The 14,913-nt window shown below is 35.6% G+C and carries 15 protein-coding genes and 1 tRNA gene; all 16 read right to left on the reverse strand.

Annotation, left to right across the window (positions count from 1 at the left end):
• Positions 1-150: 150 nt before the first annotated feature.
• Positions 151-1,473, reverse strand: a complete 1,323-nt coding sequence (locus AT685_RS04275) for an NAD(P)/FAD-dependent oxidoreductase (RefSeq protein WP_234696236.1) — start codon at positions 1,471-1,473, stop codon at positions 151-153.
• 12 nt (positions 1,474-1,485) lie between these two features.
• Positions 1,486-2,883, reverse strand: a complete 1,398-nt coding sequence (locus AT685_RS04280) for an MBL fold metallo-hydrolase RNA specificity domain-containing protein (protein WP_234696237.1) — start codon at positions 2,881-2,883, stop codon at positions 1,486-1,488.
• The gene (gene porD / locus AT685_RS04285) at positions 2,883-3,776 is read right to left on the reverse strand and encodes a type IX secretion system protein PorD (protein WP_072151694.1); all 894 of its coding nucleotides are present in this window, start codon (positions 3,774-3,776) and stop codon (positions 2,883-2,885) included. The genes AT685_RS04280 and porD overlap by 1 nt, the downstream gene beginning before the upstream one ends.
• Positions 3,773-4,513, reverse strand: coding sequence for a tetratricopeptide repeat protein (locus tag AT685_RS04290; RefSeq protein ID WP_234696238.1), 741 nt, complete (start codon positions 4,511-4,513; stop codon positions 3,773-3,775). Before AT685_RS04290 ends, porD begins: the two co-directional genes overlap by 4 nt.
• Positions 4,514-4,585: 72 nt before the next feature.
• Entirely contained in the window at positions 4,586-5,218 is a 633-nt protein-coding gene (locus tag AT685_RS04295; protein WP_072151696.1) for a bifunctional nuclease family protein, read from the reverse strand.
• A gap of 30 nt (positions 5,219-5,248) precedes the next feature.
• A complete protein-coding gene (locus AT685_RS04300) occupies positions 5,249-6,235 on the reverse strand; it encodes an electron transfer flavoprotein subunit alpha/FixB family protein (RefSeq protein WP_072151697.1) in 987 nt (328 codons plus the stop codon).
• 64 nt (positions 6,236-6,299) lie between these two features.
• Positions 6,300-7,049: an electron transfer flavoprotein subunit beta/FixA family protein gene (locus tag AT685_RS04305; RefSeq protein ID WP_072151698.1), complete on the reverse strand. Its 750-nt coding sequence runs from the start codon at positions 7,047-7,049 to the stop codon at positions 6,300-6,302.
• Positions 7,050-7,256: 207 nt separating this feature from the next.
• The gene (locus tag AT685_RS04310) at positions 7,257-7,442 is read right to left on the reverse strand and encodes a hypothetical protein (RefSeq protein WP_072151699.1); all 186 of its coding nucleotides are present in this window, start codon (positions 7,440-7,442) and stop codon (positions 7,257-7,259) included.
• A gap of 156 nt (positions 7,443-7,598) precedes the next feature.
• Positions 7,599-8,330, reverse strand: coding sequence for a hypothetical protein (locus AT685_RS04315; RefSeq protein WP_072151700.1), 732 nt, complete (start codon positions 8,328-8,330; stop codon positions 7,599-7,601).
• Between the two features lie 136 nt (positions 8,331-8,466).
• A tRNA-Arg gene (locus AT685_RS04320) sits at positions 8,467-8,542 on the reverse strand.
• 101 nt (positions 8,543-8,643) lie between these two features.
• Entirely contained in the window at positions 8,644-10,371 is a 1,728-nt protein-coding gene (locus AT685_RS04325; protein ID WP_072151701.1) for an ArnT family glycosyltransferase, read from the reverse strand.
• A gap of 14 nt (positions 10,372-10,385) precedes the next feature.
• Complete coding sequence (ftsY, locus tag AT685_RS04330; RefSeq protein ID WP_072150530.1) at positions 10,386-11,333, reverse strand: signal recognition particle-docking protein FtsY; 948 nt, start codon at positions 11,331-11,333, stop codon at positions 10,386-10,388.
• A 21-nt stretch (positions 11,334-11,354) separates the two neighbouring features.
• On the reverse strand, positions 11,355-11,945 hold the full coding sequence (locus AT685_RS04335; RefSeq protein ID WP_143713117.1) for a CDP-alcohol phosphatidyltransferase family protein: 591 nt from the start codon (positions 11,943-11,945) through the stop codon (positions 11,355-11,357).
• Position 11,946: 1 nt separating this feature from the next.
• Positions 11,947-13,428 carry an amidophosphoribosyltransferase gene (gene purF, locus AT685_RS04340; RefSeq protein ID WP_072151703.1) on the reverse strand — a complete coding sequence of 494 codons (1,482 nt, stop codon included), beginning with the start codon at positions 13,426-13,428 and terminating at the stop codon, positions 11,947-11,949.
• A 1-nt stretch (position 13,429) separates the two neighbouring features.
• On the reverse strand, positions 13,430-14,488 hold the full coding sequence (locus tag AT685_RS04345; RefSeq protein WP_072150533.1) for a PHP domain-containing protein: 1,059 nt from the start codon (positions 14,486-14,488) through the stop codon (positions 13,430-13,432).
• Between the two features lie 145 nt (positions 14,489-14,633).
• Positions 14,634-14,913 (reverse strand): cysteine hydrolase family protein (locus AT685_RS08395; RefSeq protein WP_159420477.1); only part of this gene is annotated, 280 nt, incomplete at its 5' end.

Here is a 14,913-nt window from a genome sequence, read left to right on the forward strand (position 1 = left end):
AGTATGAAAGGATTTGGTATGTTTCATCGCATGAGCCCGAACTTGAAGAAATTATCTTTAAAAATTTGAGCAATCTAATGTATTTTTCCATGAGAAAGAAATTTCTTGGGATAGAGATTTTCCTTTTTGAAAAGGTCAAAGGTTAAGGCTTTATCTATCAAGGATTTTATCTTCAAGCCTCATATAACCTCGGATCAAATGGCTTAAGCCAAATCTAATGGGTTCAGGGGGCCAAGGTATTACTTTGCGATTTACAAAAAACATTTGAGTCAAATCAGACTTTTGTTCAAGCAAAATTTCGGCAAGAAGTTTCCCGTTAAAATTTGTCAGCGATACCCCATGACCAACGCAACCCAAACTGTAGTAAGCTCTTTCATCTCCAATTTTTCCAATTATAGGAGCCATATCAATTGGGACAGAAACAGGTCCACCCCATTGATGTGTAAATTTTACATCTTTTAAGACAGAAAAGAGCTTCTTGACATAATTTTTTAACTCGTTAAAGATCCTTTCATTTTCATCATAATGCATTTTTCTTCCGAATCCAACTCCGACATCACCCCCACCCATAAGCAATCTGTTATCTTTGGTTAATCTGTAGTAATGAACGAGATTTCTTGCATCTTCAATCCCTTGTCTATTTTTCCAGCCAACTTCATCAAAAAATTTTGCATCAAGTGGTTCTGTTAAAACAATATATGTAAAGGCTGGAACTTGCGTTCTCTTCAACTGCGGGAATAGGTGAGAGAATGCGTTGGTTGCAAATAAAATTTTTTCAGCCTTTAAAATTCCTTTATTTGTTTTTATTGTGAAATGGGATTTGTGGCGATTTACTTCATTTACAGAGGAGTATTCAAAAATTTTCACTCCAAGTTCAAGGTTTAGCTTTCTTATTCCCCATGCAAGTTTTACGGGATTAAGCAGCACACATCTTGGTTCCCACCACGCCCCAAGATATAGAGGGCTATTTACTTCTTTTTTAACTTCTTCTTCCGAAAGCCACTCTATCCCTTCAATGCCAAGCGAACGTATAAGATTTATTTCACTTTGTATCCTTTTCACATAAAATTTTGATGTTGCAACTCTTAAAAATCCGGGTCTTTCGTAATCACACTCAATTCCGTTTGTAATTATGAATTCACTTAAATAATCAACCGCCTTTTCCATGTAATGATGTGCTTGAAGTGCTTTTTCTTTTCCAAATCTTAAAGCAGTTAAACTAAATGTCAACCCGAAGAGCGTCATACCAAAACCCGCATTTCTACCGCTTGCTCCATAACCACAGATTTGGTCTTCAACTATTGCGACATCAATTGAGTTATTAATCTTTTTAATATGAAATGCTGTTGAAAGACCTGTAAAACCACCCCCTATGATTGCGATGTCAACTTTTAAACTTCCTTCTAATTCGGGTTGTGCTTTAAATTCACCAGCTGTCTCAAGCCAAAAACTTTTCCTTCGGAAATTTTCCATTTCTTGATTCATTTATATTTCAAATGTTTCACCTCTTTCGGGGACGATCACATTTTCAAACCCTATCTCTTTCAAACCATCCGCAAGTTTAAACGATTGTTCCTCTTCACCATGAACGATAAATATTCCATTTACATGTTTTCTGTCAATGTGACTTATATATGCAAGAAGTTCGTTTCTATCCGCATGGGCACTTAAAGCATCAATGGAGATAACCTCTGCGTTTACATCGTATTCATCGCCAAAAATTTTGACTTTTTTAACTCCATCCTTCAACTTTCTACCAAGTGTATTTTCCGCCATGTATCCAACAATTAAAATTGTATTTTTGGGATTTTCAATGTTATTTGCAAGGTGATGGAGAATCCGCCCTGTTTCGCACATCCCTGAAGCGGAAATAATCAAACAAGGCTTTTCATATTTATTTAATTTTTTTGATTCCTCAACATCGGTTATATAATGAAGCGTTGAAAAGTCAAACGGATCTTTCCCATTTAAAAGCAATTCTTTCATTTCATCATCAAAGCATTCAGGATGAAGACGATAAATCTCGGTTGCATTTACCGCAAGTGGACTGTCAATAAAAATCGGAATTTTGGGGATTTGATTTGATGAGACAAGCTTATGAAGTATATAAATTAACACTTGAGTTCTATCAACGCTAAAAGCAGGAATTATAATTTTCCCGTTTTGGTTATAAGATTTAATTACAATTTCCGCAATTTTCTGTTCAACTTTTTCAATTTCCTCGTGTATCGTTCCGCCGTATGTGCTTTCCGTAATTAGAAAATCAACATTACCTATCAATTCTGGGTTTTTCAATATCGGTTTGTAAGGTCGTCCAAGATCACCTGTAAAGGCAAGACGAACTTTTACCCCGTTTTCTTTTATATTAAGAACGGTTATGGCTGAGCCAAGAAGATGCCCAGCGTCATAGAAAATTAAACTTATTCCATCGGCTATTTTAATTTCTTTTCTATACGGGAGACTAAAAAAATGTTCAAGTGACCGAAGAGCATCTTTGGCTGTATAAAGAGGCTCAATTTCTGGTTCCCCTTTGCTTTTCAATTTTTTGTTCAGATATTCAGCGTCTTTCTCCTGAATGTGACCGCTATCAATAAGCATTATGCTTGCAAGGTCACGGGTGGCAGATGTTGAAAAGATTTTCCCGCTAAAACCCTTCTTGACAATTTGGGGTATGTTCCCGCTGTGATCAATGTGTGCATGAGATAAAATTATAAAATCAATTTCTTTTGGATCAAATGGAAATTTTTCATTTCTTTCTCTTGCCTCGGCTCTTTTCCCCTGATATAATCCACAATCAAGCAGGAATTTTAACCCATTTGCCTCAATAAGGTGCATGGAACCCGTAACTGTTCTTACTGCGCCTATGAATTGAATTTTCATCATTAATCTTTCATATATTCAAGATAGGTTGATTGATGTGATGGGTCTGCGAGAATTAATTTTTTGTAAATAGCCTCTTTATTTTTTGATAACTTGAAAATTTCGGCAAGTTCCATATATTTTGCGTCAAAGAAAAGTTTGACGAGCGTTGAGGTGGGGTTGACATCTTTTTTTATCTTTATGATTACATCAATCACAGAGTCAATCGTTGCAAGTGCCTCATCTGTTTTCTTCTGAAGCAGATCAAGACCGTTGTAATGGTAATCATACATTGCTTTTCTGAAATTTGAATATTTAGAGTCAAGAAGTTCATCTATTAGGTTAAATCTGCTAAATCCAGATGTGACTTTTTGCCAACCTCTTGAATATCTTGAAGATTGCGCATTGGTGCAAATCCTGAATGCCTTTTCAAAAAATTCTGTTCCACCAAGTGGTTCATATGTGTCAAAATCGTAACCTATGACAATATACATGTAAAAATCAATCAAACTCAAAAGTGGATCAAAACGAAATTCATCATGATACATAGGTGCATTTTTATCATAGTAAAAATCAACTTTGTCGTCAAGTATTCTCAGAAGAGCAGTGCTTTTATCTGAATCGTAAATTTTTCTCTGTGAGCCGATGAAAATTTGTGCTTGATAGTTGTTTCCACTTGCAGATGTGAAGAAGATATTCAAGGTGCATTGAATTTTTTCACCACCGAGGTCAACATCTGTCCATTTGTAGGTGTTAATATAACGCTGAATTTTTTCGGCGAAATCGGATAAATCAGATTTATTTTGCGGTGGTAACTGTTCAAAATTAACGGTAACTTTGCATTCAATTTCCTGAGCGAGTGAAGATGATATAAAAAGGGTAATAAAAGTGACAGTTAGAAGAAACTTTCGGGTCATGGTGCTTTATCTTTTATCTTTTCCAGAAGCTCTTTAGCTTCCTGTCTAAATTGTGGGTCATCTTCGTCTTCAGTTGGAAGTTCGGCGATTTTCGTTAGGTGTTCTTTCGCCTTTTTATAGTTTTTGACTTCAATGTAAGCTTTTGCAGCATCAAGACGATACATGATGAAAGTTGGTCTCAAACTTATTGCTTTTTCAAAATTTTTTATGGCATCGTCATAGTTTGCCCAACCAAGTCCAAGCGGTGCACGGAATAATTTTGGCTTTTCACATAATTTTGCATGTGTTCTCCCGAGAACATAGTAAGCAACGCTATTGTTCGGGTCAAGCTGAATTGCCTTTTCACAATCTTCTTTTACTTTTTTCACAAGATCAATTGATTCCCATACACCTTTGAAAAGAGCGATTCTCCCCAAAGCGATTGCTCTGCGTGTGTAACCCATTGAACCATTGGGATTTACCTGAATTGCAAGGTCAGCGTATTCTTTTGCTTTTTCATACATCTCAAGTTGTTTTTGCTTTTCTTCTTTTGTTCTGGCTGGGAGATGCTCTCCAATATCAACATAAACTTTGCTCAATTTCCAGAGAACATCATAATTCCTCGGGTCAATTTTGTAAGCCTCAAGATATTTTTCTAAGGCTTTGTAGTTGTCAAATTTTTTCTCAGAATATTCATCCCCCTCGGTAATAAGCTGTTTCAATCTTTCATTTGACTGTGAAATTGCAAAGCTGAACATAATTATTAGCAAAATGAAAATTCGGGAAAAGTGTTTCATTTGTGGCTCCAGATTTATTTTCGCAAAATGTTTTCAATCGCCCATTTTTAATCTTCTAATTTCATCCCGAATTTTTGCAGCTCTTTCATAATCTTCTCTTTTTATCGCTTCTTCAAGTTGTTTTTGAAGTTCAGCAATTCTTTCCTCTTTTGAAGTTGGCTTTGGCGTTCGCTTTGGCGATGGGGGTTGAGAAATATCTTCGTCAGAAGCTAATGGATTTTCTTCCTCCTCTTCAATTTCTTCAGTTTGAGATTCTTCTTCGGGAGCGAAACTGGCTTCCTCCATAACTTCCTCATTTACATAAATTGGAACCCCACATCTTAATGCAACAGCAATCGCATCGCTTGGTCTTGAATCAATTTCATATGTTGCCCCATTCAATTCAAGGTAAATCTTTGCATAAAATGTCCCATCTCTTAAGTCCGTGACAACAACTTCAAGTATCGTAACTCCAAGCCCATCAAGTATGTTCTTTATCAAATCGTGTGTAAGGGGGCGTGGTGGTTTTATTCCCTCCATCTCAAGAGCGATCGCCTGTGCCTCAAATGAACCTATAATTATGGGTAACCTCCTATCTCCTCCAACCTCTTTCAAGATCAAAGCATAAGAGCTTGGTCCAGTGGGCGTTGCAGATAAACCAACTATGTCTACTTGAATTTTTCTCACTTTAAATCAGACCTCCTTATTTTTAAAGTTTTATTTTCCGAGAACCTTTTTCAATTCCTCAATCAAAGCGGGAACAACTTCAAATAAATCACCGGCGATCCCATAATCTGCAACCTGAAATATCGGCGCGTCTTTATCTTTATTTATTGCTACTATCACCTTTGAAGAAGACATTCCAGCAAGATGCTGGATTGCTCCGGAAATTCCAATCGCTATATAAAGTTTTGGTGAGACTGTCTTCCCGGTTTGACCAACCTGTTCATCATGAGGTCGCCATCCCGCATCAACAACTGCTCTTGAAGCTCCAACTGCTGCACCAAGAACATCAGCAAGTTCTTCAATGAGTTTAAAATTTTCGGGTGCTTTCAAACCCCTTCCACCTGAAACAACAATGTCAGCCTCTGTTACATCAAGTTTTCCCTTGGTTGAGGCTAATGTTTCAAAAGCAACAACTTTAAAATCTTCATCGCTTAAGTTAATCTCAAGTTTTTCAACGCTCGCTGGCTTGCCGTCACTTTCACCAGCTGAGAAAACATTCGGTCTTAAAGTGTAAATTTTTTTATTTGAATTGATTTTTATCCTTATGAAAGCTTTCCCAGCATAAACAGGTCTTGTTGCGATAACTTCTCCATTTTCAACTTTTAACTCGGTGCAATCAACCGCAAAACCGGCATCAATTTTTCCAGCAACCCTTGGTGCAAGTTCTTTCCCCATAGCTGTTGCGGACATGAAAAGATATTCCGCTTCAAGTTTCTGCATAGCTTCGGCTATGATCTTAGCATAAGCTGTTAAAGAATATTCCCCAAGTTTTTTATCTTGAACAATGAAAACTTTTTCAGCACCGTAATTCCCGAGTTCATGTGCTATATTTTCAACTTTTTCATCTCCAATGACGAGTGCATAAAATTCTGCTGATAACTCATCAGCTATTTTTCTGCCAGTTCTTACTGCCTCAAAAGCTGATTTCTTAAACTTTCCTTCCCTTTGCTCGGCAAATGTTAAAACTCTTTTTGCCATCTTTTTACATCTTGAATTTGTTTTAAAATAATTATTCAAAAAGTATTTTGCAACTTAAAAAAGTTTAAATGACTTTTGCTTCTTCTTTTAACAGACGAACAAGCTCTGGGACTGCGCTTGCATCAGTTCCAATTATTCTACCAGGTTTTTTCGGCGGTGGAAGTAACATTTCAATAACTTCTGTCTTATTTTCAAACTTCGGCGCTTCTCTTTCTTCAATAGGTTTGCTCTTTGCTGCCATTATTCCTTTAAGAGAAGGATATCTTGGCTCGTTTAAACCTCTTTGAGCTCCAATTATTATTGGAAGTTTTCCCTGAACTTTTTCTCTGCCTCCCTCAATCTCTCGTTCAGCTATGACAGTTCCATCATCTTTGATCTCAAGTTTAACAACAACAGTAATTGAAGGTAAGCCAAGAAATTCCCCAACTAAACTTGGCATTGCTTGATCATCGTAATCAATTGACTGTTTCCCAAAGAAAATAATATCTGGTGAAATTTCTCTCAAAACTTCTGAAAGTGCCTTTGCAATTGAAAAGGTATCTCGCTGTGAATCATCTTTCAGTAAAATTCCCTTGTCAGCACCCATCGCAAGCGCTTTTCTTATTACTTCAGCATTTTCAGCTCCACCAAGTGAAATGATAATAACTTCACCCCCAAATTTTTCTTTTACCCTTAAAGCTTCCTCAACTGCAAATTCATCGTAAGGATTTAAAATGTAATTAACCCCTGTTTTGTCAATTGTTTTACCATCTGCCCCAATTTTTACCCTTGTTTCTGTGTCTGGAACCCGATTTACGCAGACAGCAATTTTCATAGGTGGATTGTTTTTTGTTTTGGTTCAAAACCTTGAAGAACTTTTAAAATACATTTAAAAATACTTATTTTCCGCAAATGTTCCAAGTTAATTTTTACCTATAAGCAAAAAATCCGCCCTTAACATTTACCTTAACGCTTTAAAATGATTAAACAGTGTTCAGCTAATATCAATGAGTCAGGTGGAGATTGAAATTTAACATTAACTTTATTTTTCTTTCTCCCCAGCTAGTTTTCCTATACCGTAAGCTATGGCAAACAGTAAACATGTCTGAGCAAAGTTATGCCATGTCGCATTTGCAAAAATAATGGAATGACCAGTAATCTTACCAATTAAACCAATTATCAAACTCACAACAGCAAGAACAACCCCCGCGATGACTATTCTGTTCATAATTTCCTCCTGTTTTTAAGTTTGGATACATTAAATAAGTTAAAAAATAAAAAGAACAGTTTCAATAAGGTGGGGAGATAGGTTTTAGGGGGGAACTAAAAATAAATTTTGAGATGAAAAAGGGCATGGCTTTAGCCATGCCCTTAAAAACAGTTTTTACAAAATTATTTTAGTCGTTATCGCAAATCCGATGTCCCTTGAGTTTGCAAGACCCTTGGCTATTTCATTTTGAAGATAAATTTTGTCGCCGATTTTGGCTCCGAAAAATAAGCTCGCTGAGTATTCACTTTTTGTTAGTCTTTGTCCAGCGTAGCTACTGCTATGAACGCTTGCATATTCAAATCCAAGCCCAATTAAACCAGCTTCGTTAAATGTATAAAATGCACCAGCATGACCTCCCAATGTAAAATCTTTACTTTCAAACCCATAGCTTAAATTTGGATGAATTACATAGACAAAGTTTGAAACATAGAAGATATTGGGAAGTGAAACCTCAAACTCATTATTTTTTTCACCTAATTTCCCACGATGCTCTAAAATGATATCAAGCGTATACCTGTTCATAAATGAGGAGTAAAGATTATAAACTCCCCTTATTGCATAATAATCAATTTTAAATTCGTTTCTTGCTTTTTCATCAGAGCCGATGGAAAATTGAAAAGAAAAATTTCTCCAAAGCCCATAATAGATACTGCCAGTTGATAGAAAAGAATCATCCTGTGGGGACCTCAAACTGTTAATTGAATACTCTCCGTTTAACTCAAGCACAAGTGATTTAAAAGGATAAACCATTGAAGCACGTTTCAAGAAAAGATAAGTGTCAAAACAGGGATAAACGGTTGAAGTTAAAAAGAGAATCGCTCCAAGGGTGAGAATTAGTTTCTTCATAGTAAAACCTCAATTTTTGTTTTCTATTTGATGTTATCTTCATTAAAAAGATAGCACGATTAAAATTAAAAGTCAAGAGGTGGATGTTTTCTTACAAGTTTTAATGGAAATTGATCGGGGGGGGGGGGGGGGATTTTGGCGCGCCCGGCAGGACTCGAACCTGCAACCCACGGCTTAGAAGGCCGTTGCTCTATCCATTGAGCTACGGGCGCTTGTTAAACTTCCGAATAAATATAAAATTTTTACAAAAATAAAGCAAATTTTTCCTGGTTTTCGCTTATCAAAAATATAAGGCTACATCAAGGTATCAACATTAATCAAACTTGTCCCGCCATTTTAAAAGTATGTATCTTTTCACATTGAGCGATTCCTCAAATCCGATCTCAAAGAGGAATTTTCTTGTTAGTTCAAGCTCTTTTGAAGTGGCTTCAAAATCTTTTTTTGTTTTTTCAATGATGATAAGCGTTCTATTTAATGAAGAGCGATAATTTTTCAAAATATCATACCTGCTTCTTGGGATTTCTATCCATTTTATCGAGCCTGAGAGCTTGCGATATGAATAAAAGGTAAGTTGTGGATTCATACCCTCTGTTGAATGTTTTGTGTAAAAATAGAATACTGTGTCAACTTTTGATCTATCAACATAATCACAAATTTTTTGGGCTCCATCAATGTATTGGCCATAGTTGATGAAAAATTCCGTTTTTAGAATCACGAATAAACCGGTTAATAGTGTTAGTCCTGTTGCAAATTTTATCATTTTGTACCGCCCGTGATAAGAATTTGTCTCAAATTTTTCAAAAATTAGTTTTACAAAAAGAGGGGAAATTAAAATCGCAATTAAAAATAGAAAGGCAATACTTAGCGAACCGAATTCAAATTTAAATTTTATTGTCTCTTTGACAGCGTCTCTTAAGTTTTGGCTTGATGACCACAAAAGTGAAATTAAAAGGGTTGAGATTGAAACGATATTTTTCTCTTTCAAAGCTTTAACAAAGTAAACCCCAGCAATTGTCACAGCAGGCACAAAAAGGGGAAGAACATAAGTTGGTATCTTTGTTTTTGAAAGTGAAGTTATAAAAAACATACTCCAAAACCACGAGTGAAGCAATAGTTTTCTTTTATCAGCTTGTTTGAAATTTTTGACTAAATCAATGAAATCAAAAAAGACTAAAATTGACGGGGGAAATTGAACTATTAGTTGGTTTAATATGTAGAAGAAACCAAGTTCAGGGATGTTTTCCTCAACCCCTTCTGTTAATCTCTCAACTATGTGAAATTTGATGAATGTATTTATAAAATCTTCGCCGTGTTTTGCCAGCATATAAATATGCCAGGGTAAGGCAATGGTAATACCGATTAAAGTTAGAATGAAAATTTGTGATATAAATTCGTTTAATTTGATTCTTTTGCATGAAAACATCAAAATCAAGAAAAGTCCAATTGCTATTGGAACGAAAAAACCAACTATAATTTTCACCATCAGAGATAAACCAAAAGAAACTCCAGAGAAAAAAATGTAACGAAATTCTTTGCTCGTCAGGTAGTTGAGATAAAAGTAAATTGAGAGCGTTATGAGAAAAATATAGGGGATATCAAGCTGTGCCTGCCTTGAATAAAAATTGAAAAGGTAAATTGAGCCGAGAAATGGGGCAACTAGAAAACTTGGTTTAGCATAAAATCTTTTCTCGTTTATATCATCAAAAAATTTTTTTACCATTAGTTGGGATAAAACTACCGTTAATGAACCAAATAAAGCCGAAAAAAATCGTGTTGTAAATTCGGAGATATTAAAAATTTTGTAAAAAATCGCCGTAAGCCATATAAAAAGAGGTGGATGAGAAGACGAGTAAAGTCCACCAACGGCGTGTTTTGTTTGGTCAAGCCATTCGTTGAAATAATAAACAGCTTTTGCTCTAACCCCATAAAGGGATTCGTCCCACATCTGAAGTTCTTTAAAGCCAAGATTATAAAACCTATGAAGTGAGAAAAATAAAAGCAGAGAAAAAATCAGAAAATTTTCCCACTTTTTAGCTGTCAATTTTTTATATGATGTTACTTTTCAAGAATCGCATCAATAAAAGCATCAGGGTCAAATGGTTGAAGGTCGTCAATGCCTTCTCCAACTCCTATAAATTTTACCGGTATTTTAAGTTCGTTTACGATTGCAAATAAAACTCCACCTTTGGCGGTTCCATCAAGTTTAGTGATTATTAATCCTGTTACACCAACAGCCTGGGTAAAGTATCTTGCCTGTTGAATTGCATTTTGACCAGTGGTTGCATCAAGGACAAGCCAAACTTCGTGGGGCGCATCAGGTATTACTTTTTGCATCACTTTTTTAATTTTTTTAAGTTCCTCCATTAAATTTGTTTTTGTGTGAAGTCGTCCCGCGGTGTCAATGAGAACGACATCAATGTTTCGTGCAAGTGCAGATTTGAGCGTGTCAAAAGCAACTGCTCCGGGATCTGCTCCTTTTTGTTGCTGAATTATATCAACACCGGCTCTTTCAGCCCATATCTCAAGCTGTTCGTTTGCAGCTGCTCGGAATGTATCAGCTGCACCTATCAAAACTTTTTTGCCACGAGATTTATAATTATAAGCAAGTTTTCCAATCGTGGTCGTCTTGCCAACACCGTTAACTCCGACTATCATTATGACAAATGGCTTTACACCTTCTGGAATAGCGAATGGCTCGGGGTTTTGAAAGGTATGAACTGAGTTTAAAATTTTACTAAGTTCATCTTTCAAAAAAGAAAAAATTGTTCTCGTATCGTCAATACTTTCTTTTTTTAATCTTTCTTTTAAGCCAGAAATTATCATGTTTGTCATGTCAACCCCAACATCAGCGGTTATTAAAATTTCCTCAAGGTTTGCGAAAAAGTTTTCATCTATTATTTTTGTTGTGCTAAATAAATTTGAAATTTTTTCAAGTAGATTGTTCCGTGTTTTTGTCAAACCATCTTTAATTTTTTTCAAATTGAGTTTATCAATTATCCCCATCCCAAAAGTGTAAATTTGTTTTCAGGTTCTAATAGAGTTTGCTTTTTTCAAATGTTCAAAAAATCTTTTTCCATAAACATAAAGTGAAATAAAAATCATCGTAATGCTCACCGAAATTAAAAGGTCCATGATTAAACCTTTTACCTTAAGCATTGAAAAGGCGATGACAGCTGCAATTGATGTAACTGTGTATTTCCCAATCTTATTTGATGGGAGAACAAACTTTATCCTTGAACTCAAATAAGCCCCTGCAGATAGAATTAATATATCGCGACCTATCACTATACCAACATACCAAGCTGGTAGATCACCCTGTTGAACCAAGCTTAGAACAATCGCACCAACGCAAACTTTGTCAGCAAGTGGATCAATTATTTTCCCGAACTCTGTAATTTGATTGTATTTTCTTGCAAGGTATCCATCTGCCAAATCGCTCAGGTAAAGCAGAAACATAAAAAACATTGATATAGCACGATTCAAAGAAAGTTGAAATCCATATGCATCAAAAAGAATTATACCGGGTTCAAGTGTTAGAAAATAGATTGTGGGGATTAAAATTATAAATCTGCTGAAACTTAGAAGGTTTGATATGTTGAAAAATTTTCCATTCATTTCAATCAAATCTTTCGGTTGCTTCTTTGATATTTAATTCGTGCTCGTATTTTTCAGGTTTTTCTTCAATGGGTGTTGGATAATTTCCAGTAAAGCATGCGGTACAGAAATTTAAATGTTTTGGAGCTGATTCAAGAAGTTTTTCAACGGATAAATAACCAAGCGTTTCAACCCCAAGCTCTTTTCTTATTGCTTCAATATCTCCATTTAACCTTGAAGCGATAAGTTCTTCCTGACTTGGGAAATCCATTCCGTAATAGCATGGATATTTTATCGGTGGGGAAGCGACTCTGAAATGAACTTCTCTTGCCCCAGCTTCTTTAATAAGTTTCACAAGCGCTTTTGATGTCGTCCCACGAACGATTGAATCATCAACTATGACAACTCTCCTATTTTCAAGCACACCTTTGACGGTGTTAAATTTTACTTTTACCTTTAACTCCCTCATATTTTGCTGGGGTTGGATAAATGTCCTGCCAACATAATGGCTTCTTATCAAGCCAATCTCAATTTTGACATTGTTTCCAAGTTTATTGCTTTCTGTTACAAATCCAAGCGTTGCAGTGTTGCTTGAATCCGGGACATTTATCACAATTACCTTGTCTTCATCTGTTGATTGAGGTGCTGGATGTTCATGTGCAAGCAATTTCCCAAGCTTTCTTCTTACTTTATCAACATTTTCGCCAAAAATTTTACTATCAGGTCTTGAAAAATAAATAAATTCAAAAATGCAGAATGCGCATCTTTCAACTTTCTTATCAATCCAATATGATTTTAAATCTCCCATTTTTATTGCGTCATCATCAATTACGAGAATTTCGCCAGGGAGGACATCACGGATATACTTTGCTCCGATTAAATCAAAAGCACATGTTTCGGATGCAACAACATAACTTCCATCTGGCATAATTCCAAGTGAAAGTGGTCTGAAACCATATGGGTCACGGATCGCAATAAGTTTGTTATCTGTTAAAATTACGAGCGAATAAGCACCTTCAATTTGAGTTAGCGCATCCTTTATTTGCTCAATTTGATCTTCCTTTTGACTTCTTGCAATTAAATGTAAAATGATCTCTGTATCGGTTGATGATTGGAAGATTGTCCCTTCTGATTGGAGTTTATTTCTAAGCGAGCGGGTATTTGTTAAGTTTCCGTTATGTGCAATTGCAAGATTTCCTCCCTTGTAGTGAACAACAAAAGGTTGAATATTTGCTTTGTTTGATGCGCCAGTGGTTGAATAGCGATTATGTCCAATTGCAGATGTTCCTTTGAGATATTCATTGATTATTTTTTCATCTTTAAAAACATCGGCAACCAACCCAATTCCTTTGTAAAAGTTGAACCTTGCTTTGCCTGTAATTTCATCTTTTTCACAGGTGACGATACCTGTTGATTCTTGCCCTCTGTGTTGAAGTGCATATAGCCCATAATATGTCATCAACGCAGATTGAGGATGACCGTAAATTCCAAATATCCCACACACTTTAAATCAATCCTTTATTTCCAATTCTTATATGATTTGAAAAAATCCAGGGTTTTCCACCAAAATAGGCTTCAACTCTGTAAGCTCCTGGCTCTCCAACTTCATATATTAATTCGTTTCCATAGACTTTTGTTGTTATTTCACCATTTCTTAGCAGAATTATTTCCGCGTTTTGTGGTGTTGTTGCCTTTAATTTAATTGGATGCTCATCTATTTCAATGTAATCTCCCATTTGGAAGAGCTTCCCATTCCTTTCGGCGAAGAATCTGAAGCCTTTTGGATCTGCAAAATAAGCATATGTCACAAAACATCTTCCATTTTCAATTGCTGAAAAAATTTTCTGTTTGTAAAGTTCAAAATTTTCCTTTTTACTTTTATCAATTGGTTCATCAATTAGTATATGTGTTCTAATACCTCTGAACATAACTTTATACGGAAAGATTTCAACCTCAAACAATTGCCATATTTTATATTTATGTCCATGTGCATCAACTCCACCGATCCCAACAACCTTTCTTCTCCTTGCTATATCATCCCAGCGCTTTAAAGTTTCAGGGTAAGGACCTTTCAAAGATTTCAATGGATGAATGAATCTTTGAAATTTATTTTCATGTGTTAAGCCTTCAACCCATTCTGACATGTGATTCCATATTTCAATGCCCGTAAATTCATCAACATCCCATTCATTCCATGGATATGGTGGATATTCTTGAAAGTTATTTCGTCTTTCGTCAGGGTGAGCTATTATTCCAATTCCGTTAAGTTCTTTAATTTTTCGTACATATTCCTTTGCTGAATTATTTGGATAGAAAACCTTGTCAACTTTGAAAACGAGATAATGATTTTTATCATTCGGGTCATTAAGTTCATATCCAATTATAAGCATTGTTTCCCCATACCATCCCTCGTAACCATCATGCTTTGGCTGTAAAGTGTTGTGGTCAGTCAGCATAACAAAATCAAGTCCAAGTTCATTTGCAGCTTTTGCAATTTCGGGTATTGTTCCTGTACCGTCTGAATAGGTGGAATGAACATGAATTACACCGACGTATTCAAACATTTATCGAAAAATTTTTATTGTTACCAGATTAAAAATCAAAAATCCTCTCCAATTGGGGAGGACAGAATAAAGATAAAAATTAAAAAGAGAATAACAAAAAAGGGGAAGGGGAAACCTTCCCCTGATGAATTTAACGGAGATAAGTTTATTTTTCAGCGACAAATTTTCCAAGCAGTATGTTTTTTTCAACAATGTCATCTGTTTTGACTATTTCTACTCCTTCAGATCTCCATTTTTCAATAAGTTGCTTTCCACGATCTTCATATATTGGTTTAACTGCATCTTCAACAAGATAAATTTTATATTTTTTTCTTTTCAAGAATCCTTCAATTGCGTAGGCATCACATACATCAAGAGCTACACCGAAGACGACAATTTCTTTCGGATTTATGAGATCAAGAACGGGATCAACATTTGGATTTGAG

The organism is Candidatus Kryptobacter tengchongensis (genome assembly GCF_001458555.1).
In the GTDB taxonomy this organism is placed as follows: Bacteria; Bacteroidota; Ignavibacteria; order Kryptoniales; family Kryptoniaceae; genus Kryptonium; species Kryptonium tengchongense.